The following is a 26,212-nucleotide window of genomic DNA, read 5'->3' as shown; positions in this document are numbered from 1 at the left end:
CGGGGCGGGGGAGCGGGGGTGGGGGGTTAGCGGGGGGAGATTGAGCGGTAGTGGGTCTTGTCGCTGTTGGCGAGGCTGTAGGTCTGGGAGCGCGACGGGGTGGGGATGACCGCCAGGCCGGGGCGCTCGACCAACAGGGGAGTGCCCGGCGGAACGGACAGGGAACTGTCCCGGGTGGGCCGCCAGCTCAGCACCACCAGCGGCTGACCGGGCACCGGCAGTTGGTACGCCTGCAACGGGGTGGCCCGGTCGGCGGGTGAGACGACGGGCGCGCTCCCGTCGGCCGGTCGATAGATCACCGCCGTCATCGCGCCGGCGTCGGTGTCCCAGCTGAGCTGCTGCAACTCGGCCGCCTCGCCGCCGCCAAGGGCGACTTCGCCGAGCGAGCGTACGGTCAGCTTCGCCATCGGCCAGGACGTCGGCACCGAGCGTGGGGCGTCCTGGTCCCCGATTCGGCGGGGGATGCTGCCGAAGGGGCCCCGATCGCCGGACAGCACACAGGTGTTCAGGCCGTTGAGGGCCCGCCGGCCCGTGCCGGACTCGTCGCGGACCAACGGGTAGCGCGGGTCGACGGTGCCGGTGCCCAGGTCGAGCAGCCGGTCGGCGGCCCGCCCACGGGGGAGCGACTCGGTGGTCCGCAGCGTCGCGGTGACGCCGACGGCGGTGCAGGACGGCACGTCGACCGGTGCGCTGAGACCGTCGGCGATGGGCAACGTCCGGTCCTGTGGCCCGAGGAGGCTCTGCACCCGGGCCGAGACCAGGTAACGCCGGCCGCCGGTCGTCTGCACCGGCAGCACGTCGGAGTAGACCAGGTAACCCGGATCGGTGTACTCGGTGGCGCGGGTCACCGCGTACCGGTCGCCCTCGCGGGTCAGTTGCAGCAGCCAGGATGCGCTTTCGCCGGGTACGTCGGCGGCCACCAGCGCCACCGGGGCGCCGTCGACCCGACCGGAGAAGAGGATGCCCGAGGAGGGCAGGTGCGCGCGGTTGTCGGCCGGTGACCGCCAGCCCCGGACCGCAGCGGTGACCGCCGCCGTCGCCGTGGCGTCCCCGGAGAGGTCGCCCCGGGGCGGCCACACCGCGAGGGTGCCGTCCAGGCTGTCGTACCCGACCCGAAGGTCCTGCGGCTTCCGCTCGGCTACCGGGCCGCAGGCCGTGCCGGCCAGTAGCGCGCTCAGCAGGACGGGAAGCACCCTGCCGTACCGACGGCCTGGAGTCACCTGATCCGCCCCCGATCGCCTCGCCGTCGCTGTCGGAAAGCGCCATAGTACGAGATGTCCGATGCGGCACCTCAGTTGGCCGGCATCCGAACCACCACAATGGACAGCACCGGGGGTTTAGGGCGTTTTGGTTGCTCCGGTAGACTCCGCCGACTGTGACGCCTGCCGAGTCCCGCGCCCTGCCCGCGCCGCACCCGGAGGCGGCAGTCGACTCCGCCGAGCTGGTGAGCTACCGCACACCGGCCGGCCTCTTCGCCGGCCCGCCCGCGCTGACCGCCCCCACCACAGCGCCGGCCGAGCCCACAGCGCCGGCCGCCCCGACCCCAGCGCCGGCCGAGACCGCAACGCCGGCCGAGAGCGCGGTGCCGACGCGGGCGTGGTGGCGGCGGTGGACCCGGCGTCGGCAGCACCTGGCGGTGGGTGGACTGTTCCTGCTCGCCGCACTCTGGGTGACCAGCCGGATCTGGCTGGACCCCTCCGGTCGGGTGGCCTCGCTCTACACCGGTGACCCGGCGCAGGTGCAGTTCTTCCTCGCCCACTCGGTACGCGTGGTGCTGCACGGCGAGTACCCGTTCTACACCGAGCAGTTCAACTACCCCGACGGCGTCAACCTGATGGCCAACACGGCAGTGCTGGCGCTGGGTATCCCGATGGTCCCGGTGACGTTGCTCTTCGGGCCGGCGGTCTCCTTCGTGGTGCTGGTAACGCTCGGTCTCGCCGGCACCGCCATGGCCTGGTACCTGATGCTCTCCCGCCACCTGGTGCGTACCCCGCTCGCGGCGGCGGTCGGCGGCTGGTTCTGCGGGTTCTCGCCCGCGATGCTCTCGCACGCCAGTTGGCACCCGAACATCATCAGCCAGTTCCTGCTGCCGTTCATCGTGTGGCGGGTGCTGGTGCTCACCCGGTCCGTAAAACCGGTGCGGGACGGGGCCCTGCTCGCCCTGCTGGTCACCGCGCAGGCGTTCATCAACGAGGAGATCCTGCTCTTCACGGCGCTGGCCTGCGGCGTCTTCCTGCTGGCGGTGCTCGCCCAGGAGCCGGCCCGGTGGCGGGCGGCGTGGCGGCCCCTGGGCGTTGGCGTGGTGACCTGCGCGCTGCTGGCGGGGGCGCTGCTGGCGTACCCGCTCTACGTGCAGTTCGCCGGGCCGATGGCGTACCACGGGCTCAGTGACGCGGTGAAGGACTACGGCAACGACATAGCCGCCTTCTTCGCCCCCGGCTCGCCCACCCTCGGCGGCAACCAGCGAGCCAACACCAACCTGGCGCCGAACTACTCCGAGGAGAACGCTTTCTTCGGCTGGAGCCTGTCGATGCTGGCCATCGGCATCGTGGTGTGGCTGCGCCGGGAGTTGATCGTTCGGGCGCTCGCGGTGACCGGCGTGTTCTTCGCCGTGCTCTCTCTCGGCGAGGGGGTCTCCTGGTGGGACCGCGAGCTGATCACCGGGCCGTGGCAGTGGTTGGTCCACCTGCCGCTGCTGGACGCGGTGGTGCCGACCCGGTTCGGGCTCATCACCAGCGTGGTGATCGGCCTGCTGCTGGCACTCGCCGTCGAGCGGGCCTGGGCGCTACGCCCGGCCGACCGTCGTACCGTCCACGTGCTCACCGCCGCGGGCCTGGCCTTCGCGCTGCTGCCGATCGCACCGATGCCACTGCGGATGGTCTCCCGGCCGCCGGTGCCGGACTTCATCACGGCGGACCGGTGGCGGGCGTACGTCGGGCCGGACCAGACGCTGGTGCCGATCCCGGTGCCGAGCATGGGCAACACGCACGGCATGCGCTGGGCGGCGGCCACCAACCTCGACTTCAAGATCCCCGGCGGTTACTTCCTCGCGCCCCGCAACGGCAACACCGGTGACGCGGGCCGGTTCGGCGGTCGTCCCAGCGGGGTGGGTCAGATGCTGGAGGAGGTGGCGACCACCGGCCGGACGCCGAAGCTGGACGACCGGCAGCGTCGCCGCTTCACCGACGAGCTGCGGCACTGGCGGGCGGCGATCCTGGTGCTGCCGGTGCGGCAGCAGAACGCCGAGCCACTGCGACGTACCGTCGAGGAACTGGTCGGTCCGGGCCGCCAGGAGTTGGACGTCTGGGTCTGGGACGTCCGGACGATCAGCGACCGTTCGGTCTGATGACCGCCGGGACGACGTCCCCGAACATCTCGCCCCCGGCGACGGTCGGCGCGTCCCGCTCGGCCTGGCTGCGGGACGCGCTGGTGGTCGCCGGCTATCTGGGCCTCGCCGTGCTGGTGACCAGCGGGCAGTGGGGTCACCAGTGGCGGCTGTTCCACCAGGCGGGTGACCAGATCCTCTTCGAGTGGATGCTGGCCCACGCGGCGCACGCGGTGGTCGAGGGGGAGAACCCGCTCTTCAGCACCGTGTTGAACGCGCCCGACGGGGTCAACCTGATGGCGAACACCTCGGTGCTCGGCCTGGGTGTCCCGCTCACCCCGGTCACAGTGCTCTTCGGCTCGCAGGTGGCGTTCTGCGTGGCGGTCGTCTGCTGCCTCGCCGGGACGGCCGTCGCCTGGTACGTGCTGTTGCGTCGCCGGCTGGTCGGTAGCCGGGCCCCGGCCGCGGTGGGTGGGCTGATCTGTGGCTTCGCCCCGGGCATGATCGCCCAGGCGGGCGCCCACCTGCACATCGCCGCCCAGTTCCTGGTGCCCGCGATCCTCGCCCTGGTGTTCCGGCCGGCCGCGGAGACGACGCGAGACGGCGTGTGGCGGCCCGGCGTCGGCCTGGGGCTGCTGCTCGTCTGGCAGGTCTTCATCGGCGAGGAGGTGCTGGTCTTCCTGGTGCTCGCGGCCGGCGTATTCGCGCTGGGTTACGCGCTCGCCGACCGGGTGGCCGCACGGCGGTTGGCGCCGGCCCTCTTCGGTCGACTGGCGGTGGCGGCCGGCGTGGCGGCGGTGCCGCTGGCGTACCCGCTGTGGTTCCAGTTCCACGGCCCGCAGCACTACTCCGGGATGGCGTTCGCCACGCAGGGCTTCCAACTGGACGTCGCCTCGTTCACCGCGTCGGCCCGGCAGACGGTGCTGGGTGACGACTGGTTGCCGGGGCTGCTCTCGCCGAATCCGACAGAGGAGAACTCGTTCTTCGGCCCGGGTCTGCTGGTGCTCGCCGTGGTGATCGTGATCTGGCAGTGGCGACGACCACTCGTGCGGGCACTGGCCGCCTGCGGCGTGGTCTTCGCCCTGCTCTCGCTCGGCGACGAGTTGCGGGTGGACGGCGCGGCCACCGGCATTGCGGGGCCGTACCGGCTGGTCGGCGGGCTGCCGTTGCTCGATCTCGCGGTGCCGGCCCGGTTCGCGCTGGTCTGCGTTCCGGTGCTGGGTGTGCTGGTGGCGCTGTCAGTGGACCGGGTCCGGGCCGCGCGGAGGCCGAACGTGGCGCCGGGCCTACCGGTGCGGCTGCTGTGGGCCGGCGCGGTCGCCGCCGCGTTGCTGCCCCTGTTTCCGACTCCGATCCGCGTGGTGCCGGTCGCGCCGGTGCCGGCGTTTCTCGCCGCCGGTGGCTGGCGTCCGCTGGTGCCGCCCGGTCGGACGGTGGTCGCGGTGCCCCCGGTCACCGGTGCCGGGCGCAGCCCGGTGATGCTCTGGTCCGCCCGTACCGGACTGGGGTTCGCCGCGCCGGGCGGTTACTTCATCGGCCCCAGCGGCCCCGACGACCCGGCGGCCCGCTGGGGTGCGCCGGACCGGCCCACGTCGGTGCTGCTGCGGCAGGTGGCCGAGACCGGAGCGGTGCCGGTGCTCACCGACGCCGACCGCCGCCGGGCCGTCGAGGACCTGCGGCACTGGCGTGCCGCGGTGGTCGTACTCGGGCACCTGGAGCACTCTGACCCGGTCCGCCGGACCGTCGACGACCTGCTCGGCCCGGGCCGACCGGTCGACGGCGGATGGTTGTGGGACGTCCGGGACCGGGTCGGCTGACTAACCCACCAGGGCCCGCACGTCCCAGACCCAGACGTCGTCGACCCGCTGCGGTGGCCCGAGCAGGGCGGCGACCAGCTCACGGAGCACAGCCTCGCGGGGGTGCGCCCCGAGCACCACCACCGACGCCCGCCAGAACCGCAGGTCCTCGACGGCCTGCCGGCGGTTCTCGTCGGTCAGCGCCGGAAGCGTGCCGCTGTCCATCGTGGCGTAGATGAGGGAGCTGGTCGGTCGGTTCGGCGCACCGAAGACCCCCTCACCCAGCTCGTTCGGGCCGATGAAGTAGCCGCCCGGAACGGGGAACTCCTGCCCGGTCAGCGCACTCCACCGCAGCGTCGGCAGACCGTGCACGTTGCTCGGGATCGGCACCGGCACCAGGGTTCGGCCCGCCGGCACGTACGGCCGCCAGCCGCCCGCGGTGATGAAGTGCGGCGGCGGGTCGATCTGCTGGGCGGGCAGCGGGCGGGGGAAGAGCGGAAGCACGGCGAGCGCGACCGCCGCGTACCCCACCGGGCGCAGCCACCGGCGGCGCGTGACGGCCGGCGCGGCAGGCTCGTCGTCGGACGTCGCCGAGGTCGTCTCGGGCACCCGCTGGGCCGGCACCCGCGGCCGGTCGGCCACCGCGCGCCCCTGGCGGTGTGCGGCGTCCCAGGTCAACGCGAGCAGTACGCCCACCGCGGCGGCGACCACCAGCGTCAACCGGGTCGGCATCATCATCTCGACCAGCGGCAGGTCGTCCGACACGTACGACCACGGGCCGCGCACGCCGGTCTCCACACCGTTGAACCGCACGAACGGCCCGATCGCGGCAACGCTGAACACCACGATGAGCACCGCGGCGATCCGGGCGGCCAGCGAGCGGCGTACGAGCAGCACCAGAGCCACCACAGAGAGCAGCACCAGCGGCCAACCGAACCAGGTGTTCTGCTCGGTCAGCCCGATCGTCTTCTCCACGGCCGGGTCACCGGCCCAGGTGTCCCGGGCGAAGGTGACGAAGGCGACCAGGTCCTCGCCCCAGTTGTGGAAGACGCCACCCTGTAGGCCCCGGTAGGACTGCGGGCCGTTGAACTGGAACCAGATCGGGTACGCGGTGAGCACCAGGGCCAGCCCGCCGGCGACGCCGAGCCCGGCCAGGAACGTGCCGGCTGCGGCCCGGGTGGCCCGCGGCCGCTGCACGGCGTACGCCAGCACGATGACCAGGCAGGCCAGCGCGGTGAGCAGCAGCATCTCCTCGTTGATGAAGATCTGGTACGCCACCAGCGCACCGAGCACGAGCCCGTTGCGTCGCCACCGGCCCGGCTCACCCAGGGTCAGCACCCGCACCACGATCAGCGGGAGCAGGAAGTTGGAAACGAAGTTCGGTTGGCCGTTGGCGTGGTGGATGATTCCCGGCGCGAAGCCGAGGAACGCGCCGCCGACGAACGCCGCCGCCCGGGAGCGCACCAGGTGGCGGGAGAGCATCCAGTACCCGGTGCCGGCGGTGGCCGCCAGCGCCGCGCCCAGGTAGAGCGAGTACATCACCTGGGGGCCGAGCAGCATGGTCAGCGGGGCCAACGGCAGCGTCACCCCGAGCAGCGAGGTGTTGGCCATCATGTTCACCCCGTCCGGGGCGTTCTGACGGGCCGTGAACAGCGGGTTCTCCAGGTGCCGCACCGAGTACTCGCCGTGCGCGAACAGCCACTCGAACCAACTGTGGTCGGTGGGCAGGTGCGAGGAGACCCGGCCGTTGACGTCACCCCAGTAGTTGAGGCAGACGAAGACGCCCAGCAGCACATAGGCTCCGAGGGCCAACAGGTCGGCTCGGGCCGGACGGCGTCGAGGCCGCCGTGTCGACTCGACCTCGGCCGGATCGGCGTCGGTCACGGGAATCAGCGAAGGGTCTACCACCGGCACAGCCACGACGCGCCATCGTACAGGCGGGGTTCCGTCGCTTTTGCCGGGCCGGTGCGCTGACTGTCGGTTTGCCGGAGAGTGACCCGTCGGCCAGCTTTACCTGGTGACGGAGGAACGGTCGTTGTCGATCATCGAGCTGGGCGAGATGCGCGACGAGCCCGTGCCGGCACCTCCGGTGCGCCGCCCGCGCGCCGTTGGTCGCCCGCTGCGCAGCGCGACTGTGCTGTTTCTCAGCCTGGTGGTGCTGGCCGGCGCCGCGCCGGCAACGCAGCGAACGGTGAGCGTGGTGCCGGCGTCGCGGATGGCCACCGCGTACCTGGCCGGGGACGGCGTCTTCGTCGTCGATCCGCCGGCACCCGACGGGGCCCGGTACCTGACCGCGTACGCCCAGCCGGCACCGACCGGTGCCGAGGTGCGGCGGCGGTGGCAGGCGCCGCTGGCCCGCACCGGCAACTATCTCGACGTCCGGGTCGAGCAGGGGTTGGTGCTGGCGTTGGCGGTCGGCGCCCCCAACCGGTTGTTCCAGACCACCGCCTTCGACATTGCGACGGGCCGGCAACGCTGGCAGCATCCCGGCGCTCCCCAGCCGACGCCCGGCGGTGGCCTGCTGGTGACCAATGGCCGGGAGGACGGGTCGGGCGCGATGAGCGGCGTTGAGCCCGACACCGGCCTGGTGCTCTGGTCGGTGCCGATCCCGCCGGCCGCCAGCCCCACCTACCACCTCACTCCCGAGGGGCAGGTCGACCGGTTCGTGCTCCTGCAACCGACCGGCGAGGTGCAGGTGCACGACGCCGGCACCGGCCGACTGCTGCGCAGCATCGACACGCTGCCCGGTGACCGGTCGGCGTACCAGCGGGTGCAGATCGTCGACGACCTGCTGCTGCTCGTCCCGCCGGGCAGCACCCGGCTGGTGAGCTTCGGGCTGGCCGAGTTGGAGCCACTGTGGACCTCGGAGGTGACGCTGGTGTCGCATGTGCTCGAATGCGGCGGTCTGCTCTGCGCGGTGCCGCAGACAGGCGGCCTCCAGGTGCTCGACCCGGGCACCGGCGCCGTGCGGTGGTCGGAACCGGGCCAGGACGTCCTGGCCGACGTCCGGTACGGTCGGCTCCTGATGGCCAGACCCGGCCAGGGGTACGCGGTGCGGGACGCGGCCACCGGGCAGATGCGGACCGAGCTGGGCGTGTGGAGTCTGATGCCGGTGCTGCGGCCGGACGACCCGCTGGTCGGTGTGCGGCGGGGTGACGACGGTCGGATGGTCGTCGCCGAACTGGACCTGGTGGCCGGCCGAACGCGCATCGTCGACGTGCTGCCGGGCATCGCCGGCAGTTGCCAGGCGTCCCTGCCGGTCCTGCTCTGCCAGCGCCTCGACGGCACTACCGCTCTGTGGAGGTTGACGCGGTGACCGACTCGGTGATCGACCTCGGCGAGCTGCGGGACGACCCGGACCCGGAGTCGACGCCCCGCCCACCTCGCGCTCACGGTCGCCCGCTGCGCTCTGCGCTGGTCATGGTGCTGGCGCTGGTCACGCTCGCCGCGTCCGCCGTCGTACCGCCTCGGCGGGCCCCGGTGACGCTGCCGGGCCGGCCCGGGTCCGATGTCATGATCGACGGTGATCTGCTCCTGGTCATGGAGCCGGCCAGTACCGAAGCGCGGCAGGCGCGGCTGGCCGCGTATCGGCTGCCCGGCGTCGAGCCGGTCTGGCAGGTGACGCTGCCAGCGGAGGCTCGGTACTGGGGGATGATTCCGCTGGCCGGGACGCTGCTGGCCACCGGGTACGAGATCGGCCCGGAGGGTCGGGAGACACTCACCGTCGCACTGGACCGGGCGACCGGGGCGTACCGGTGGCAGCAGCCGGGCGCCGTCTCCAAGCTGACCGACGGCAACCTGCTGCTGCGCAACGGCGGCGAGACCGAACCGTCCAGTTTGCGTGCTGTGGATCCGTGCTGCGGCACCGTCCGCTGGGAGCTGTCCGGCCTCAGCCCCGACATGAGGGTGCGGGACACCGGGCTCGGGGTGGACCGGGTGGTGCTCAACCAGTTGGACGGGCCGGTCGAGGTACGCGACGCGAACACCGGCGCGGTGCTGGCCCGCGCCGACCTGCGCCCACCCGACGGTGGTCGGATCGGACTGGACCTGTCGAACGACCTGCTGCTGGTCCTCGATAGAGGCTCGGGCACTGTCACCGCGTACGAGCTGGACCAGCTCAAGCCCCGCTGGACCCGTGCCAGGGTGCACATCGACTTCGCGCTGGACTGTGGACCCGTCCTGTGTCTGCGCACCGGCAACAACGAGTTGCAGGCGCTCGACCCGGCAACCGGCGAGGTGCGCTGGCGCAGCAGCCAGTGGGGGTGGGCCTGGCCGACCGACGGCCGGCTGATGGCCAACATCAGCGGCGTCGGTCCGTCGGAGCAGTACGTCGTGCTCGATGCGCTGACCGGCCAGCAGTTGGCCGACCTGGGCCGGTGGGAGCTGTACCAGCTAGGTGTTGGCGGCCGGCTGCTCGGCCTGCGCCGGCATCCCGACGGAGGGGTGCTCGTCGGCGAGCTGGACATCGCCGCCGGAAAGGTGCACATCGTGGACGTGCTGCCCGATGTCACAGGGGGGTGTCAGGCGGTCACCGGCTACCTGTTGTGCATCGCCACCACCACCGGCTCCTACCAGCTCTGGAAACTGGCCGGCTGATCACCAGTTCGCCTGGGTGGGCGGCGGGGGCAGCGGCGCCGACGCGGGCCGCAGCACGTACGCCACCCCGCCGCTGCCGCGTTGCCAGACCGCCTCGAACCCCTGCCGGGGCACGGTGCGACGGACCGCGTCGTCGTCCGGGGCGTACGGGTCGTTGAGCACCGGGTCGCCGTCGGCGGTGAAGCCGACAAGCACCATCAGGTGCCCCCCGGTGTCGTACCCGAGCCCCGGCACCTCGTCGGCCCGGAACGCGGCGGAGACGATCAGGGGGATGCCGGCGGCGACGAACGCCTCCGCCTCGACCAGCGACCGCAGCCGGGTGACGAACGCGTCCACCCCGTGCAGACCGGCGTACGCGGTGTTGAACGGCCAGTTGCCGGCCCCGGCGTACGCGTGGTCGTAGCAGTGCCGGGCGGCGTGGACGACCACCGGACGCGGGCCGGACGGCTCCACCCAGGCGTAACGGTCCGGCGTCGGCCCGGCGCCCCAGTGGGCGAGCACCATCGAGGTGCAGGTGGGGCTGCACCATGAGTCCCCGCCACCGCCCCACTGCGGGTACTGGCCGGCGTGCAGCCGCTGCGAGTAGCGGGGCACGTCCAACACCCGGCCCCAGGCAGCGGACGGGACGGGCTCTCCCGCGTACCCCTGGTGAGCCGTCGTGGGGCCGGTGGCGACCGCGCCGATGCTGCGCAGCACCGGGCCGGTCGGGCTGCCGGCGGGCCGGCACAAGGTCACCCGCGCCTGCCAACCGGTGACCGTCGCTCCGGTCACGATCAGGGTGTCGGTGTCGACCCGGGCGGCGCTGTCGCGCTGTCCGGGCAGCGAGGTGCGTCGTACCGTGTGGTCGTCGGCGGCCCAGTGGGCCAGGCGGTACCAGTCGGTGCTGGGTGCGTCGTCGTGCCAGCCGCGCAGGTCGACAGCGATCCAGCAGCCGTCCGGGGTGTCGGCCGTCCAGGACGGCACCACCTCGGCGACGGCGAAGCCGACAGGTACCGGCGGCGACGTCCAGGTGCCCTGCGGGGCGACGCCGTCGAGGGTGAGCCCTCGACCGCTGGCGAGCAGGCCGTCGCCGCTGCCACTGGCCGTGTCGGCCGGCAGGTGGAAACCCCGGTAGGCGATGTCTCGCCGGGTGGGTGGTGCCGCAGTGGTCATGCCAGGTCCGTCCGTCGCTCGATACCGCCGGCCAGCATCGCGTACGCCGCGGTGGCCCGCAACGCCGGCCGGCGCGGACGGCGCGGGACGATGGTTGCCGGCCGGCACTAGGTTGTCGGTGGTCAGCAGCGAGGAGGCCGGGATGCGGGTACTGGTGGTCGAGGACGAGCGCAACCTCGCCGACGCGATCGCACGGGGGTTGCGCAAGCGGGGGATGGCGGTCGACGTGGCGTACGACGGCGACGCCGGCCACGAGGCGGCGTTCATCACCAGGTACGACGTGGTGGTGCTCGACCGCGACCTGCCGGGTGTGCACGGCGACCAGATCTGCGCCGACCTGGCGGCCTCCGGCGCGTTGACCCGGGTGCTGATGCTCACCGCCAGCGGCACCGTGGCCGACCGGGTGGAGGGGTTGCAGCTCGGCGCGGACGACTACCTGCCCAAACCGTTCGCCTTCGACGAGCTGGTCGCCCGGGTGCAGGCGCTGGGCCGGCGGGCCACCCCGGCCGCGCCGCCGGTGCTCGAACTGGCCGACCTGGTGCTCGACCCGGCCCGCCGGGTGGCCACCCGCGCCGGGGTGCCGGTGGACCTCACGAACAAGGAGTTCGGTGTGCTCAGCGAACTGCTCAAGGCGCGGGGCGCGGTGGTCTCCAGCGAGGAACTGCTGGAACGGGTCTGGGACGCGAACACCGACCCGTTCACCACCATCGTCCGGGTCACGGTGATGACGCTCCGTAAGAAGCTCGGTGACCCGCCGTTGATCGAGACGGTGGTCGGCGCGGGCTACCGCACCGCCGAGGTGAGCGCATGAGCCGGCGGTTGCGACCCACCCTGCGGTTGCGGCTGACACTGCTCAACGGGGTGCTGCTGATCGGCGCCGGAGCGATCCTGGTGTTGCTGGCCTGGCTGCTGGTCCGCGACGCGTTGCGACCCACCGACGAGTTGGTGCCCGGCACGATGGTGCTGCTCTCCGACGGCCGGCAGATGGACGCCGCCCAGTGGCAGCGGCAGTTGGTCGATGCCGCCTCCGGGGAGTTGCTGGCCAAGGGCCTGGTCGCGCTGCTGGCGATCAGCGTGGTGGGGGTGGCCGGCGCGTACGCGGTGGCCGGTCGGGCGTTACGCCCACTGCACCAGGTCACGGCGACCGCCCAGCGGCTCGGTGAGGCGACCCTGGACCAGCGGATCGGTTACTCGGGCGCCGACGACGAGGTGGCCGAGTTGGCCAAGACGTTCGACGCCATGTTGGACCGGATCGCGTCCGCCTTCGAGGCCCAGAAGCGCTTCGTGGCGAACGCCTCGCACGAGCTGCGTACCCCGCTCGCTGTGATGCGGACGGAAATCGACGTGACGCTCAGCGACGACGACGCGGACACCGCCGAGTACCGACGGATGGCGACAGTGGTCCGCGACGCCTCCGAGCGGGCCAACGGCCTGGTGGACGCGCTGCTGGTGCTGGCCCGCAGCGAGGCGCAGGCTGGGCGGCAGTTGGGCCGGCGTACCGAGTGTGACCTCGCCGCGGGCACCGCCAACGCACTGTCGGCGATGCGCCGCGAGGTGGAACGGATCGGCCTGCGGGTGCAGACGTCGCTGGAGTCGGCGCCGGTCGTCGGCGACCCGGGGCTGCTCGACCGGCTGGCCGGAAACCTGATCGAGAACGCGGTCCGCTACAACCACCTGCACGGGCGGCTCTGGGTGCGTACCGGCACCGACGGTGACCGGTCCTGGCTGGTGGTGGGGAACACCGGTTTCGAGGTGGACCAGGCCGACGTGCCGGGGCTGTTCGAGCCGTTCCGCCGTGGTGGCCGGGAACGCACCGGAGCCCGTGGCTCCGGCCTGGGGCTGTCCATCGTCCGGGCGGTCTGCACCGCGCACGGCGGCGCCGTACGGGTGGTCGCGCAGCCCGGCGGTGGCCTGGAGGTGACTGTCACCCTGCCGTCGTCGGACGCCCCGGCCGTGCCCGCGACGGTGTCCGTCGCCGGCTGATCGGGGTTGCGCGCCCCACTCGGCCGGTGGCAAGATCGCCGGGTCAGCTCGGAGAGTGGAAGGGGGTGCGCGATGTCCATCAGTCAAGGCTCCGCACCCCGGGTCCTCGCAGGCTGACCCCCGGCGGCGGAGCGTCCCCATCCGAAGATGGAGAGACCACCCGTGCATCCACGGATCCGCAACATCAGTTTCGACTGCCACGACACGTACGCCCTGGCCGGCTTCTGGTCGGCGGTGCTCGGCTACGCCCGGCTCCCGGAGGACGTTCCGGGTGACCCGGAAGCCGCCCTGCTGCCGCCGGACGGTGCCACGCCGAACATGTTCTTCCAAGCGGTGCCCGAGGACAAGGTGACCAAGAACCGGGTCCACATCTGCCTGGAACCGGTCGACCGGACCCGCGACGAGGAGGTCGAGCGGGTGCTCGGCCTCGGGGCCACGATGGTCGCCGACCAGCGGCGCACCGACGGGACGGGCTGGGCGGTTCTCGCCGACCCGGAGGGAAACGAGTTCTGCGTGCTCCGCAGTGCCGGGGAGCGGGTCGACACCACTGTGGAGGACCAGGCATGAGTTCGACGATTCACAACATCAGCATCGACTGTCACGACACGTACGCCCTCGCCGGCTTCTGGGCGCAGGTCTTCGACTGCCCCCGGCAGCCCGACGACTTTCCCGGCGACCCGGAGGCGATGCTTCTGCCGCCGGGTGGCCCGGAGGTGCTGTTCATCGCGGTGCCCGAGGGCAAGTCCGTGAAGAACCGGCTGCACCTGGACCTGCAACCCGCCGACCGCACCCGGGCCGAGGAGGTCGAGCGGCTGCTCGGCATCGGCGCGACGCTCGTCGCCGACCACGTCGGCCCGACCGGCGGCGGTTGGGTGGTGCTCGCCGACCCGGAGGGCAACGAGTTCTGCGTGCTCGGCAACGCCGCCGAGCGGGCCGCAGCGGCAGCGGCGCGGGCCGCGGCGGCGGGTGTCGAACCGGCCTGACAGTCGACGTACGGCACCGGGCGTCGGCCACCTTCGCGTGGCCGGCGCCCGGTGCCACACTCCCGGGGCGGGACCTGACCGCGAGGTTCAGGCTGTGGCCGGGCCGTGCCCTGGCGCGGGTGACTGGACGAAGGCCGTCGCGCCCTCGTACTCCGCCACCGGGGCAGCGCCGACATGCTCGTACTCGAGCAGGAGCAGGCCCTTCGCTGTCGCTTCGTGGTGAACCAGTCGGAGGCCGACGGATGCGCTCGGATGGTCGAGCAGCCGCCGCCCGGAACCGGCCACGGCGGGGGCTACGACGAGCCGGAGTGTGTCGACGAGGCCGGCCGACAACAGAGCCTTGCCAAGTCGTGCGCTCCCGTGGATCTGGAGCTCCCGTCCTGGCTGAGCCCTGAGCTCTCCGACAGTGTGGATCGGGTCTCCGCGGAGCACCGTCGTCGGGTGCCAACCACCTTCCGCGAGGGTGTTGGTCACGACGTACTTCGGTAGTGAGTTCATGCGTTCGGTGAACGGATCGTCCGGGTCGGTGATCTGCGGCCAGTCGCGAGCGAACGCCTCGTAGGTCCGCCGTCCGAGCAGCAGACCGTCGGCGAGATCCAACCAGTCGGAGGTCCGGCGGACGAAGACCTCGTCCAGGTAGGGCACGAGCCAGCCGCCCCGGGTGAAGTTGTCGCTCGTGTCCTCGGTCGGCGAGCCGGGCCCCTGGCTGACGCCGTCGAGAGTGACGAACTGGGTAAGGACGATCTTCACAGCGCCCCCTGGCGCTCGGCGAGCCCGGCGAGTTGTTCGGTGACCGAGCCCCAGCCGTCCGCGAAGCCGATCTTCTCGTGGAGGTCACGAGCGGCGGGATCACCGTGACGGACGATGATCCGGTAGTCCGTGCCGTCCGGATGATCCTTCATGGTGATCTCCGCGGTCATCGGGACCGGGGTTGGATGCGCGGGCCGCCAGGCGCTGTCGATCACGTTGGTGAACACGATCCGTTCGAGATCGTCGACGACGAGGAAGCATGCGTCGAGGTGCGGGACGAACTCCACCCCGTCCTCGCTCAGTCGGGTCACGAGTCCGCCACCGGGCCGGACGTCCAAGCGATCGACGCGGCACAGGGCCGGCGCCGGTATCCACCACTTCTCGAAGCGGGACGGATCGGTCCAGGCGCTCCACACGGCGGCGAGAGGTGCGCGGATGATCCGCGCCATGCTCAGGTCCAGGTCGGGATTCATTGCTGGTTCTCCTGCTCATCGGTGACGAGGCGTTCCAGGCGATCCGTGCGCTCCTCCCAGATCCGGCGCTGCTCCGCGAGCCAGTCGTCGACGACAGCGAGGCGCTCGCGGTTGAGCACGCAGGTGCGCACCCGGCCGGACTTGGTCGTGTGGATCAGTCCGTTCGACTCGAGCGTCTGCACGTGCTTCATGAACGAGGGAAGGGTCATCGGAAATTCGCGGGCGAGGTCGCCGACGCTCGTCGGACCGTGGCCGAGGCGGCGGATGACCCAGCGCCGGGTCGGGTCAGCGAGGGCGACGAACACGCCGTCGAGCTGCGCCGAATACTGTGCCATGCGGCTAAGTGTTGCGGGAGATGACACTTAGCGCAAGGGCACAGTATCGGTGGCCCCGGGGTGGCCGCCGTGCCAACCGCGGCCGGTCGGCGCGCTTCAGGAGAGCAACAGGGGCCCCGACCACCCGAGGGTGGCCGGGGCCCCGGTCTCGCACCGATCAGGACTGCTTCTCGACCTGGCCCCGGATCGTGGTGAACTCGGCCTTCGCCTGGTCGGCGGACTTGAAGTACATCACCACCATGCCCAGGCTGCCCCGGTCGGCCCAGACGCAGATGCCCAGCGGCACAGTCGCGGCCTTGCCGTCGCCGCAGCGCGCCTCGCCGCCGAGCGGACCGGCGTCGACTGCCGTCATCGTGTCCACAGTCAGCTGCTTGGACAGGCCGTCCACATAGGCGTCGAGCTCCTTCTTCGGGTCCGACAGCAGCCCGGAGACGCCCGCGATCATGACGAGGTCCTGCTTGGTCGGGTCGCCGTAGAAGGCGGCGATGGTGCTCGTCTCGTTCCCCGCCGCCGTCTTCATCCCGGCGACCGCCTGCTCGGCAGCACTCTGGAGCTCCGGGTTGGTCAGCTTCGGCCGGCCGGCGAGGGTGCCCGGCGCGACCACCCGGGTCTTGCTGGCGTCGAGCACGTCGTTCACCGGCCCCTTGGCGACGAACCAGATGATCGCCGCGCCGCCGACGCAGAGCACCAGCACCACTGCCAACACGATCAGCACGATCTTGCCGACGTTCGACTTCTTCGCCGGGGGCGGGCCGCCGGCCAGGTTCGGGTCACCGTACGGCTGACCCGGTTGCGCGGGCGGAAAACCGGGCTGCGCGGGCGGGAAGCTGGGCTGCGCGGGCGGGAAGCCCGGCTGCGCGGGTGGGTAGCCAGCGGGCTGCTGCGGCTGTCCCTGCTGCTGCGGCGGCGGCCAGCCACCAGGCTGCTGGCCCGGCTGCTGCGACGGGTCGGGGGAATCGTGCGGCGGGCCGTAGGGATTGGCCGGCGGCTGGGACATCAGTCAGCTCCAAGATGGGGGTGCAAAACGCGTGATCCTAACCCGGCGCGGCGCGCCCGTCGTACCCGCGAAAACCCGCACCCAGCAGTTCTCTGATCACAAACGGTCGCGGTGGCCGGTCCGTCCACCAGGGACGGTCCGACCACCGCGACTGTGGTGCTGCGATCTCGTCAGGCCGGCAGGCTCGCCGCACCGGGCGGCAGGAACCGCTGGCCGGTGACCCGCTCGGAGGTGCCGGTCCGGTCCAGGTACGGCGTGACGCCGCCCAGGTGGAACGGCCAGCCGGCGCCCAGGATCATGCACAGGTCGATGTCCTGCGCCTCGGCGACCACGCCCTCGTCCAGCATCAGCCGGATCTCCTGCGCGAGCGCGTCGAGGGCGTTCTGGCGTACCTGCTCGGCGGTCAGCGGCTGGTCACCGACCACGAGCAGCTTGGCGACCTCCTCGTTGACCTGGTCGTCGACCACGATCGGCTGCCCGGAGTCGGCGATCCGCTTGAGGTTCTCGCTGACCCCGAACCGGTCCGGATACGCGGCGTGCAGGGTGCCGCCCACGTGGTACGCAACGGCCGGCCCGACCAACTGGAGCAGGGCCAGCGGGCGCATCGGCAGGCCCAGCGGGTCCAGTGCGCTGTTCGCCACGTCCAGCGGAGTGCCCGCGTCGACGGCGGCGAAGACGGTGCCCAGGAAGCGGGTGAGCAGCCGGTTCACCACGAACGCCGGAGCGTCCTTGACCAGCACGCTCGACTTCTTGAGCTGCTTGCCCACTGCGAACGCGGTCGCCAGGGTGACGTCGTCGGTGCGCTCGCCCCGGACGATCTCCAGCAGCGGCAGCACCGCCACCGGGTTGAAGAAGTGGAAACCGACCACCCGCTCCGGGTGCTCCAACTCGGCGGCCATCTCGGTGATCGACAGCGAGCTGGTGTTGGTGGCGAGCACCGCCTCCGGAGAGACGATCTTCTCCAACTCGGCCCAGACCTGCTTCTTGACGCCCAGGTCCTCGAAGACCGCCTCGATGACGAAGTCCGCGTCCGCGAAGGCGCTCTTGTCGACAGTGCCGCTGACCAGGCCGTACAGCTTGGCGGCGGTGCCCTTGTCCATCCGGCCCTTGGTGACGGCCTTCTCGATCTGGGTGTGCACGTAGCCGACGCCCTTGTCCACCCGGGACTGGTCGAGGTCGGTCATCACCACCGGCACCTGGAGGCGGCGGGCGAACAGCAGCGCCAGCTGGCTGGCCATCAGACCCGCGCCGACGATGCCGACCTTGGTGATCGTGCGAGCCAGGCCCTTGTCCGGTGCGCCGGCCGGGCGCTTGGCCCGCCGCTGCACCAGGTCGAACGCGTACAGGCCGCTGCGCAGCTCCTCGGAGAAGACCAGGTCGGCGAGGGCCTCGTCCTCGGCGGCGGTGCCGGCGGCGAAGTCGCCGTCCTTCGCCGTCTCCAGCAGGTCGAGCGCCTTGTACGCGGCCGGGACCGCGCCGTGCAGCCGCTGGTTCAGCGTCTCCCGGGCGAAGTAGAGCACGCCCGCCCACATGTCCTTGTCGACGGCAGGTCGGGTCACGGTGACCTGACCCCGGACCACGCCGGCAGCCCACTCCAGGGACCGCTCCAGGAAGTCCGCCGGCTCCAGCAGGATGTCCGCGATGCCCAGCTCGGCAGCCTGCTTCGGCTTGAGCATCTTGTTCTGCATCAGCGGGTTCTGGATGATCACCTGGGTCGCCGCGGGGATGCCGATCAGGTTCGGCAGCAACTGGGTGCCGCCCCAGCCGGGCACCAGACCGAGGGAGACCTCGGGCAGCGCGAGGGCTGCCGCGCCGCCGGAGAGCGTCCGGTAGTGGCAGTGCAGCGCCAGCTCCAGGCCACCGCCCATCGCCGCGCCATTGACGAACGCGAAGGTGGGGACGCTGCTGTCCTTGAGCCGGGCGAAGACCCGGTGGCCGAGCCGGCCGATCTCCAGCGCCTGCGCGCGATCGGCGAGCTGCGGCAGGCCGACGATGTCCGCGCCCACGCAGAAGATGTACGGCTTGCCGGTGACCGCGATGAACGCCGGGTCGGCGGCGAGCGCGGCGGTGATCGCCTCGTCCAGGCTGGCCAACCCACCCGGGCCGAAGGTGTTCGGCTTGGTGTGGTCGAAGCCGTTGTCCAGCGTGATCAGGGCGGCGGGCCGGTCCAGCCTCGGCACGTTCACCTGGCGCAGGAGCGCCCGGGTGACGACCTCGTTCGGTGCCTTCACTTGTTGCCACCCTCCCAGTGCGGGTTCTCCCAGATGACAGTGCCGCCCATGCCGATGCCGATGCACATCGCCGTGAGGCCGTACCGGACCTCGGGGTGCTCGGCGAACTGGCGGGCGAGCTGCGTCATCAGCCGCACGCCGGAGGAGGCCAGCGGGTGACCGATGGCGATAGCGCCGCCCCACGGGTTGACCCGCGCGTCGTCGTCGGCGATGCCGAAGTGGTCCAGGAAGGCGAGCACCTGCACGGCGAACGCCTCGTTCAGCTCGAACAGGCCGATGTCGTCGATGCTGAGCCCGGCGAGGCGCAGCGCCTTCTCCGTCGACGGGATCGGGCCGACGCCCATCACCTCCGGCTCGACTCCGACGAAGCCGAACGACACCAGCCGCATGGCGACCGGCAGGCCCAGCTCGCGGGCGGTGGCCTCGTCGGCCAGCAGACTCGCGGTGGCACCGTCGTTCAGGCCGGCCGCGTTGCCCGCGGTGACCTTGCCGTGCGGGCGGAAAGGGGTCTTCAGGGTGCCGAGCTTCTCCAACGAGGTGTCCCGCGGGGCCTCGTCGACAGTTGCCAGGCCCCAGCCGCCCTCCGCGTCGCGGATCGACATCGACACCAGGTCGTCCTGGAGCTTGCCGTTGGCGTACGCCTTGGCGGTCTTCTGCTGCGAGGCGAGCGCGAACGCGTCGGTGCGTGCCTTGGTGATGTGCGGGACCAGGTCGTGCAGGTTCTCCGCGGTGGCGCCCATCACCAGCGCGGACGGGTCGACCAGCTTCTCCGCGATGATGCGCGGGTTGGGGTCGACGCCCTCACCCATCGGGTGGCGGCCCATGTGCTCGACGCCACCGGCGATGGCGATGTCGTACGCGCCCATGGCGATGCCGCTGGCCACCGTGGTGACCGCTGTCATCGCACCCGCGCACATCCGGTCGATGGCGAAGCCGGGGACGGTCTTGGGCAGCCCGGCCAGCAGGGCGGCGGTGCGGCCGATGGTGAGGCCCTGGTCGCCGATCTGGGTGGTGGCCGCGATGGCGACCTCCTCGACCCGCTCCGGGGGCAGCTGCGGGTTGCGACGCAGCAGTTCCCGGATGCAGCGGATCACCAGGTCGTCGGCGCGGGTGTTGGCGTACATGCCACCCGCCTTGCCGAACGGGGTGCGGACGCCGTCGACGAAGACGACGTCGCGAACTTCACGGGGCACTTGAGCCTCCTATTCGACCGTGATTCGGCCTTCGCGCCGGGCGGCACGCCGGACCGGAACAAGGGTCGCCGACACGGGCACGTTTCCCTCGGATGCTACTCGCCAGTAACCAACCCCGTCCCCACCCCCGCCTGTGGCCCACCCCACACCACCCCGATCCGCCAGCCCTCGTCGATCATGAAGTTGTTGTCGGGACACGCCGGTCTGGATGGCAACAACTTCATGATCAACCGCAGTGGGTGGAGGTGGGGTGGGGTGGGGTGGGGTGGAGGTGGGGGTGGGGTGGGTTAGGGGGGTGGGGTTTTTGGGGTCAGGGCTTCGGTCAGGTCGGGGGTGAGGAGGCCGATCTGCCACTCGCGGGCGTTGAGGCCGCGGAGGGTTTCCGCCACCGCCTCCTCGGTGATCTCCTCCGGCGGGGTCCAGGCCAGCCGGCGGACCGAATCCGGAGTGATCAGGTTTTCCGGCGGAAGGTTGTGCTCACCGGCGATGCGGATCACGACCTCCCGGCAGCGGGCCAGTCGACCGGCCGCCACCGGGTCCCGCTCAGCCCATCGGTGCGGCGGGGGCGGGCCCTCCACCGCCGGCGAGACCGGCAGGGAATCCTCCGGCAGCTGCCGGGCGTCGTCGAGCGCGGCGAGCCAGGTGCGGGCCAGCCGACGGACCGACCGACCACCGAAGCCGGGCAGGGTCAGCAGGGTCTTCTCGTCCTTCGGGTCCAGCTCGGCCGCGGCGATGATCGCCGAGTCGGGCAGCACCCGACCGGGAGCGGCGTCCCGTCGGGCCGCGATCTGGTCCCGCGCGTACCACATCGAGCGGACCCGGGCCTGGGCCCGCGCCCCCCGCAGCCGGTGGATGCCCGAGGTGCGCCGCCATGGCTCCGCCCGAACCCGGGGCGGGCGTGCCCCGGTGCGGACCAGCGCGGCGAACTCCTCAGCGGCCCAGGCCGACTTGCCCTGCCGGGTCAACTCGGCGTCCAGAGCGTCGCGCAGGTCGGTGAGCAGCTCCACGTCGAGGGCGGCGTACGTCAACCACGACTCGGGCAGCGGTCGGCTCGACCAGTCGGCCGCCGAGTGGTGCTTCTCCAGTGTGAACCCGAGCAGCTGCTCGGTGAGCGCGGCCAGCCCGACGCGTTCGAACCCGGCCAGCCGAGCCGCCAGCTCGGTGTCGAACAGTCGGCGTGGACGCAACCCCACCTCGGCCAGGCAGGGCAGATCCTGGCTGGCCGCGTGGAGGACCCACTCGGCCTCACCGATCACCGCGTCCAGCGCGCTGAGGTCCGGCAGGGGCAGCGGGTCGATCAGCGCGGTGCCCGCACCGGCCCGGCGTAGCTGCACCAGGTACGCGCGCTGGCTGTAGCGGTAGCCGGAAGCCCGTTCGGCGTCCAGGGCGACAGGGCCGGTGCCCGCCGCGAAGCGGGCCACTACCTCGGCAAGCTCGGCCGGGGCGGCCACCGGATCGGGGGTGCCGTCACGCGGGGCGATCAGCGGAACGGGCCCACCGTCGGCCGGGTCGGCCCCCTCGCCCGCCGGCTGCGGCTGGGCCGACGGCGGGTGCTGGGGTGCGTTTCCCGGAAGTTCTTCGGTGGGCCGACGGCGCAGGGGTGGTTCGTCGGTCACCTGCCAACCCTAGTGCGCGCGGAGATCCGGCGGGTGCAGCCGGTCCGGCGTGTGTCGATCAGGTGTCCGCAAAGTGTCCTCCCGAGGGCCGAACGTCAGGCTGCGCCGGCCGGGCGACGGTCGGAGAGGGCGGTGACGCCGGGTGGGGGGAGACCGGCGGTGGAGGCGAGTAACGCGCACCAGCCGAGCAGGTGTGGGGTCAGGTCGTCGTCGATCGGCGTCCAGGACGCGCGGATCTCGATGTCACCGATGGTCGGCGGGCCGGCGAGATCGCCGAACCGGGTCGACATGGTCTGCGTCACCGTTCCGCCGATCGCCCGATGGCCGGCGTCCTGGGTGTCCAACGCGTCGGTCAGCCACGTCCAGCCGACCCCCGGCAGCAGCGGATCAGCGGCCAGATCGACCTCCAACTCGGCGGTCACGTAGGTGACCAGCCGCAGGGTGCCCTGCCACGCCTCGTGCCCGACCGGGTTGTGCAGCAGGATCAGCCGGCCGGTCGCCACCTCGTCGTCGTCGCGCAGCACTGTCGCGGCGAGCGCGAACGCGTACGGGGCCAGCCGCTGGGGGGCGCCGACCTCCTCCAGGGTGATCTCCGGCCGGGGGGCGGCCGACCGCAGCCCGGCGACCGCTCGGGCGAACGTCTCCGGGAGCGCGATCGGGGGGGCCATGTCGGCAGCCTATGCCGACGCCCGCCCCCCGCTTCGACGGCGCGCCGACGCTCACCGAGGGGCCCTCGCTTCGACGCCGAGGTAAGGAACGGTGCCCTTCCTCTCACCCCCACCCTGTCGGGGGTGGCGGGCGTGGCACGATTGCGGCGATGACCACGGACACCACGGGCACTGTCGCCCGAGACGGAGAATCCCGCCCCGGCGGACCGGCCGACTCGCCCTTCATCCGGGCCTGCCGACGTCGGCCCGTCCCGCACACCCCGGTCTGGTTCATGCGCCAGGCCGGCCGCTCCCTCCCGGAGTACCGGGAAATCCGGGCGAGCGTGCCGATGCTGGAGTCCTGCCGGCGCCCGGAGCTGGTCACCGAGATCACCCTCCAGCCGGTGCGCCGCCACGGCGTGGACGCGGCGATCCTGTTCAGCGACATCGTGGTGCCCGTCGCCGCGGCCGGAGTCGACCTGGACATCGTGCCGGGCACCGGCCCGGTGGTCGCCGAGCCGATCCGCACCGCCGCCGACGTGGAGCGGATCCGCCTGATCACCCGCGACGACGTCTCGTACGTGGACGAGGCAGTCCGGCAGTTGGTGATCGAGCTCGGGGACACCCCACTGATCGGTTTCGCCGGTGCGCCGTTCACCCTGGCCAGCTACCTGGTCGAGGGCGGGCCGTCGCGCACCCACGCGAAGACCAAGGCCCTGATGTACGGCGATCCGGAGCTGTGGCACGCGCTCTGCGCCCGACTGGCCGAGGTGACGCTGGCCTTCCTGCGGGTGCAGATCGAGGCCGGCGTCTCCGCCGTGCAGCTGTTCGACTCGTGGGCCGGCGCGCTCTCCGAGGCCGACTACCGCCATTTCGTGCTGCCGCACTCCACCACCGTGCTGAGCGGGTTGGCCGACGACTGCTCCGGGTCGGGGCGCGGCGACGGAAGCGCCGAGCCGGAGCGGTCGTACGCCGGGGTGCCCCGGATCCACTTCGGGGTGGGCACCGCCGAGCTGCTCGGCGCGATGGGCGAGGCCGGGGCCGACGTGGTCGGGGTCGACTGGCGTACGCCGCTGGACGTGGCCACCGGTCGGATCGGCGCGGACAAGGCGGTACAGGGCAACCTGGACCCGTGCGTGCTGCTCGCGCCGTGGCCGGTCGTCGAGGCCGAGGTGCGCCGCATCCTGGAGCAGGGCCGGGCGGCCCCCGGGCACGTGTTCAACCTCGGCCACGGGGTGCTGCCGGAGACCGACCCGGAGGTGTTGACCCGGGTGGTCGCGCTGGTGCACGAGCTGTCCAGCCGCCGAGCCGACCAGGGCTGACCGGGAATGCGGCGGCCCTGGCGGGTGGCGGTGGTCGGCGGCGGGATCGCCGGTCTGGCCGCCGCGGTCCGCCTGCGCGACAGCGCACCGGCCGGCACCGAGATCACCGTGTACGAGCAGTCCGGTGTGCTGGGCGGGAAGCTACGCACCGGGGAGCTGGCTGGTCAGCCGGTGGAGTTCGGCGCGGAGTCGTTCCTGATGCGCGACCCGACCGGCGCCGAGAGCGCGGCGGTGGCGTTGGCCCGCCGGCTCGGGCTGGCCGAGAAGATCGTGCACCCCACTGTGGGGCAGGCCGCGTTGGTCATCGACGGAGGGCTGCGCCCCATCCCGGGCGGCACCCTGGTGGGCGTACCCGGGGATCTGGATCGGGTGGCCACTGTCGCCCGCCCGGCCGCGGACGCCGACACCGACGGCGGTCGGCCGCTGGTTGGGCCGGACGCTGACGTCTCGGTGGGCGCGCTGGTCCGGTCCCGCTTCGGCGACGAGGTGGTCGAGCGGCTGGTCGACCCGATGCTGGGCGGCGTGTACGCAGGCCGCGCCGACGATCTTTCCCTGGTCACGACGATGCCGGCGCTGGCCCGCACGGCCCGGGTGGAGCACACACTGGTCGGCGCGGTCCGGGCCGCCCAGGCCGCCGCACCGCGTGCGCCCGGCGCCCCGGTCTTCGGGACCCTCGCCGGTGGGCTGAGCACCCTGGTCGAGGCGGCGGTGACGGCCAGCGGCGCGACGGTACGGCGAAACGCCGCAGTGCGCGAGTTGACAGCGACCGACACGGGTTGGCGGCTCACCGTCGGCCCGACCCGTGACCCTGTACTGGTCGACGTGGACGCGGTGGTGCTGGCGGTGCCGGCGCGACCGGCGGCGCGGCTGCTCGCCGGCCCCGCGCCTGCGGTGGCGGCGGGCGTCGGTGCGCTGGACTACGCGAGCGTCGCGCTGGTCACCATGGCGTTGCCGCAGCCGCGCCTGCCCGAGCTGTCCGGTTTCCTGGTGCCGAGCACCGAGGGCCTGCTGATCAAGGCGGCGACCTTCTTCACCACCAAGTGGGGGCACCTGCGCCAGCCGGACGGATTGGCACTGGTGCGCGCCTCGGTGGGCCGCTACGGCGAGGAGGCGCACCTTCAGCGCCCCGACGCGGACCTGGCGGCCACGGTGCACCGCGAGCTGTCGGCGGTGCTCGGCACCCCGCTGCCCGCCCCGGTCGACGGGCACGTGCAGCGGTGGGGCGGTGCGCTGCCGCAGTACACGCCGGGGCACGCCGACCGGCTCGCCGCCGCGCGGGCGGCGCTGCGGGCAGCGCACCCCACAGTGGTCCTGGCCGGCGCCGGTTACGACGGCGTCGGCATCCCGGTCTGCGTCCGCTCCGGCGAGACGGCGGCCGAGGAGATCATCACAGCACTGGGAGGATCGGCGAGATGACCGAGCAGACCAACGCGGCCCGGTTGCGGGAGCTGAACGACAGCATCCGCTACACCATGTGGTCGGTGTTCCGGGCCAGCGCCCCGCTGCCGTCGCTGCGGGACAACGTCACCGGTGAGGTCGAGTCCCTCTTCGAGGAGCTGGCCGGCAAGGACGTGGTGGTCCGGGGCGTGTACGACGTCTCCGGCCTGCGCGCCGACGCGGAGGTGATGATCTGGTGGCACTCCGCGTCCCCCGACGCGCTCCAGGACGCTTACCTGCGGTTGCGCCGCACCACGCTGGGTCGGGCGCTGACCCCGGTGTGGTCGCAGATGGCGCTGCACCGGCCGGCGGAGTTCAACAAGAGTCACATCCCGGCGTTCCTGGCCGGTGAGGAGGCTCGCCCCTACATCTGTGTGTACCCGTTCGTCCGCTCCTACGAGTGGTACCTGCTGCCCGACGCCGAGCGGCGCGAGATGCTGGCCGAGCACGGCAAGTTGGCCCGCGGCTACCCGGACGTGCGGGCCAACACGGTCGCCTCGTTCGCGCTCGGCGACTACGAGTGGATGCTCGCCTTCGAGGCCGACGAACTGCACCGGATCGTCGACCTGATGCGGGACCTGCGCGCCTCCGGCGCCCGCCGGCACGTCCGCGAAGAGGTCCCGTTCTACACCGGCCGCCGCCGTTCGGTAGCCGAGATCGTCAACTGCCTGGTCTGACCCGCCCACCCCGCCCCGCCCCGCCCCTCGCCCGCCCCGCCCCCGCCCCGCCCTCGCCGATCTTGCGGTTTCTGTCCCGGCGAAAAGGGCATAAGCCGCGATCGGGCGACCGAAAGTGCAAGATCGCGGGAGGGTGGGGCGGGGCGGGGCGGGGGTGCGGCGCGGCTGGGTTAGAGGGGACGGAGCATGACCTGTTCGCCGTCGGGCGTCAGGTTGCCCGGCTCGTCGGTCATCCGGAAGCCGGCGCGGCGGTAGAGGGCCTTCGCTCGCGCGTTGTCGAGCCTGACGTTGAGCCTCAGCCGGGTGGCGCCGCGCTCGTGGGCCCACTGCGCCACCTCGTTCACCAGGCGGTCTGCGACACCCGTGCCGCGGGCGTCGGGGTGCACCCACATCGAGATCAGGTCCATCATCAGCGGATCCGGTGTGGGCACACCGCTCGACATCCCGACCGGCCGCCCGTCCAGGACGGCCACCAGGTTGTGTGAGTTGGGGATGCTCAGCCGGTCGCGCCAGCGTTGCTCGCGGTCGCCGTCGCCCTGCCAGTCGGCGAGCCGGGAGCCGAACGCCCCCGGTGCCTCGGTGAGAGCGGCCAGCCGCAGTTCACGCCAGGTGGGCCAGTCGTCGGGGGTGAGCACCCTGATCTCGATCATGCGGGGATGGTGCCCGGACGGACTGGCGGGCACCACCGCATTCCCACCG

The 26,212-nt window shown here is 72.3% G+C and carries 23 protein-coding genes; 11 read left to right on the top strand and 12 right to left on the bottom strand.

Going from position 1 to position 26,212, the window contains the following annotated elements:
* Nucleotides 1-26: 26 nt before the first annotated feature.
* Nucleotides 27-1,193 (bottom strand): hypothetical protein, encoded by a 1,167-nt coding sequence (locus AB0K35_RS16565; RefSeq protein ID WP_363886154.1) that lies wholly within the window; start codon nucleotides 1,191-1,193, stop codon nucleotides 27-29.
* 389 nt (nucleotides 1,194-1,582) lie between these two features.
* Between AB0K35_RS16565 and AB0K35_RS16560 the strand changes: the two genes are divergently transcribed.
* A complete protein-coding gene (locus tag AB0K35_RS16560; RefSeq protein ID WP_363886152.1) occupies nucleotides 1,583-3,346 on the top strand; it encodes a hypothetical protein in 1,764 nt (587 codons plus the stop codon).
* Complete coding sequence (locus tag AB0K35_RS16555) at nucleotides 3,346-5,142, top strand: hypothetical protein (protein WP_357367516.1); 1,797 nt, start codon at nucleotides 3,346-3,348, stop codon at nucleotides 5,140-5,142. The genes AB0K35_RS16560 and AB0K35_RS16555 overlap by 1 nt, the downstream gene beginning before the upstream one ends.
* Here the strand turns inward: AB0K35_RS16555 and AB0K35_RS16550 are convergent, their stop codons facing one another.
* Nucleotides 5,143-7,005: a hypothetical protein gene (locus AB0K35_RS16550; protein WP_238671859.1), complete on the bottom strand. Its 1,863-nt coding sequence runs from the start codon at nucleotides 7,003-7,005 to the stop codon at nucleotides 5,143-5,145. It abuts the gene before it with no gap.
* A 133-nt stretch (nucleotides 7,006-7,138) separates the two neighbouring features.
* Here AB0K35_RS16550 and AB0K35_RS16545 point away from each other — a divergent pair, with 133 nt between their 5' ends.
* Both AB0K35_RS16545 and AB0K35_RS16540 read left to right on the top strand, forming a co-directional pair.
* On the top strand, nucleotides 7,139-8,437 hold the full coding sequence (locus AB0K35_RS16545; RefSeq protein WP_238671860.1) for a PQQ-binding-like beta-propeller repeat protein: 1,299 nt from the start codon (nucleotides 7,139-7,141) through the stop codon (nucleotides 8,435-8,437).
* Entirely contained in the window at nucleotides 8,434-9,717 is a 1,284-nt protein-coding gene (locus AB0K35_RS16540; protein WP_363885999.1) for a PQQ-binding-like beta-propeller repeat protein, read from the top strand. Before AB0K35_RS16545 ends, AB0K35_RS16540 begins: the two co-directional genes overlap by 4 nt.
* Here the strand turns inward: AB0K35_RS16540 and AB0K35_RS16535 are convergent, their stop codons facing one another.
* On the bottom strand, nucleotides 9,718-10,869 hold the full coding sequence (locus AB0K35_RS16535; protein ID WP_363885996.1) for a peptidase C39 family protein: 1,152 nt from the start codon (nucleotides 10,867-10,869) through the stop codon (nucleotides 9,718-9,720). It lies immediately after the preceding gene.
* A gap of 142 nt (nucleotides 10,870-11,011) precedes the next feature.
* On the opposite strand from AB0K35_RS16535, the gene AB0K35_RS16530 reads away from it, so the two are divergent.
* From AB0K35_RS16530 to AB0K35_RS16515, 4 genes are all read left to right on the top strand, one after another.
* Complete coding sequence (locus AB0K35_RS16530; protein WP_238671863.1) at nucleotides 11,012-11,680, top strand: response regulator transcription factor; 669 nt, start codon at nucleotides 11,012-11,014, stop codon at nucleotides 11,678-11,680.
* On the top strand, nucleotides 11,677-12,852 hold the full coding sequence (locus AB0K35_RS16525) for a HAMP domain-containing sensor histidine kinase (protein WP_357283985.1): 1,176 nt from the start codon (nucleotides 11,677-11,679) through the stop codon (nucleotides 12,850-12,852). The genes AB0K35_RS16530 and AB0K35_RS16525 overlap by 4 nt, the downstream gene beginning before the upstream one ends.
* A 147-nt stretch (nucleotides 12,853-12,999) precedes the next feature.
* The gene (locus tag AB0K35_RS16520) at nucleotides 13,000-13,419 is read left to right on the top strand and encodes a VOC family protein (protein WP_238671865.1); all 420 of its coding nucleotides are present in this window, start codon (nucleotides 13,000-13,002) and stop codon (nucleotides 13,417-13,419) included.
* Complete coding sequence (locus AB0K35_RS16515; RefSeq protein WP_238671866.1) at nucleotides 13,416-13,835, top strand: VOC family protein; 420 nt, start codon at nucleotides 13,416-13,418, stop codon at nucleotides 13,833-13,835. The genes AB0K35_RS16520 and AB0K35_RS16515 overlap by 4 nt, the downstream gene beginning before the upstream one ends.
* 87 nt (nucleotides 13,836-13,922) lie before the next feature.
* Here AB0K35_RS16515 and AB0K35_RS16510 read toward each other — a convergent pair whose 3' ends face one another.
* The 8 genes from AB0K35_RS16510 to AB0K35_RS16475 all read right to left on the bottom strand — a co-directional run bounded on the left by AB0K35_RS16510 (nucleotide 13,923) and on the right by AB0K35_RS16475 (nucleotide 22,098).
* Nucleotides 13,923-14,585, bottom strand: a complete 663-nt coding sequence (locus AB0K35_RS16510; protein WP_238671867.1) for a dihydrofolate reductase family protein — start codon at nucleotides 14,583-14,585, stop codon at nucleotides 13,923-13,925.
* Nucleotides 14,582-15,058, bottom strand: a complete 477-nt coding sequence (locus AB0K35_RS16505) for an SRPBCC domain-containing protein (protein WP_238671868.1) — start codon at nucleotides 15,056-15,058, stop codon at nucleotides 14,582-14,584. The genes AB0K35_RS16510 and AB0K35_RS16505 overlap by 4 nt, the downstream gene beginning before the upstream one ends.
* Nucleotides 15,055-15,393 carry a metalloregulator ArsR/SmtB family transcription factor gene (locus tag AB0K35_RS16500; protein ID WP_091400640.1) on the bottom strand — a complete coding sequence of 113 codons (339 nt, stop codon included), beginning with the start codon at nucleotides 15,391-15,393 and terminating at the stop codon, nucleotides 15,055-15,057. Before AB0K35_RS16500 ends, AB0K35_RS16505 begins: the two co-directional genes overlap by 4 nt.
* Before the next feature lie 157 nt (nucleotides 15,394-15,550).
* Nucleotides 15,551-16,390: a hypothetical protein gene (locus AB0K35_RS16495; RefSeq protein ID WP_363885991.1), complete on the bottom strand. Its 840-nt coding sequence runs from the start codon at nucleotides 16,388-16,390 to the stop codon at nucleotides 15,551-15,553.
* A gap of 170 nt (nucleotides 16,391-16,560) precedes the next feature.
* Nucleotides 16,561-18,621 (bottom strand): 3-hydroxyacyl-CoA dehydrogenase NAD-binding domain-containing protein, encoded by a 2,061-nt coding sequence (locus AB0K35_RS16490; protein WP_363885988.1) that lies wholly within the window; start codon nucleotides 18,619-18,621, stop codon nucleotides 16,561-16,563.
* Nucleotides 18,618-19,814: a thiolase family protein gene (locus tag AB0K35_RS16485; protein ID WP_357367536.1), complete on the bottom strand. Its 1,197-nt coding sequence runs from the start codon at nucleotides 19,812-19,814 to the stop codon at nucleotides 18,618-18,620. The genes AB0K35_RS16490 and AB0K35_RS16485 overlap by 4 nt, the downstream gene beginning before the upstream one ends.
* Nucleotides 19,815-20,101: 287 nt before the next feature.
* A complete protein-coding gene (locus tag AB0K35_RS16480; protein ID WP_363885985.1) occupies nucleotides 20,102-21,430 on the bottom strand; it encodes a ribonuclease D in 1,329 nt (442 codons plus the stop codon).
* A gap of 95 nt (nucleotides 21,431-21,525) precedes the next feature.
* Entirely contained in the window at nucleotides 21,526-22,098 is a 573-nt protein-coding gene (locus tag AB0K35_RS16475; protein ID WP_357367539.1) for a DUF3000 domain-containing protein, read from the bottom strand.
* A 149-nt stretch (nucleotides 22,099-22,247) separates the two neighbouring features.
* On the opposite strand from AB0K35_RS16475, the gene hemE reads away from it, so the two are divergent.
* Genes hemE through hemQ form a run of 3 tightly spaced genes read left to right on the top strand, consistent with a single transcriptional unit; the run spans nucleotide 22,248 to nucleotide 25,513 of the window.
* Nucleotides 22,248-23,399, top strand: coding sequence for a uroporphyrinogen decarboxylase (gene hemE, locus AB0K35_RS16470; protein WP_363885982.1), 1,152 nt, complete (start codon nucleotides 22,248-22,250; stop codon nucleotides 23,397-23,399).
* A gap of 6 nt (nucleotides 23,400-23,405) precedes the next feature.
* Entirely contained in the window at nucleotides 23,406-24,815 is a 1,410-nt protein-coding gene (hemG, locus tag AB0K35_RS16465) for a protoporphyrinogen oxidase (protein ID WP_363885979.1), read from the top strand.
* On the top strand, nucleotides 24,812-25,513 hold the full coding sequence (gene hemQ, locus AB0K35_RS16460; RefSeq protein WP_363885976.1) for a hydrogen peroxide-dependent heme synthase: 702 nt from the start codon (nucleotides 24,812-24,814) through the stop codon (nucleotides 25,511-25,513). The genes hemG and hemQ overlap by 4 nt, the downstream gene beginning before the upstream one ends.
* Before the next feature lie 170 nt (nucleotides 25,514-25,683).
* On the opposite strand, the gene AB0K35_RS16455 is transcribed toward hemQ, so the two are convergent.
* A complete protein-coding gene (locus AB0K35_RS16455) occupies nucleotides 25,684-26,163 on the bottom strand; it encodes a GNAT family N-acetyltransferase (RefSeq protein WP_363885974.1) in 480 nt (159 codons plus the stop codon).
* Between the last annotated feature and the right edge of the window lie 49 nt (nucleotides 26,164-26,212).

The organism is Micromonospora sp. NPDC053740 (genome assembly GCF_040677775.1).
Taxonomy (GTDB): Bacteria; Actinomycetota; Actinomycetes; order Mycobacteriales; family Micromonosporaceae; genus Micromonospora; species Micromonospora alfalfae.
The sequence above is the reverse complement of the archived record's forward strand: the minus strand, read 5'-3'. Positions and strand labels throughout refer to the sequence as shown.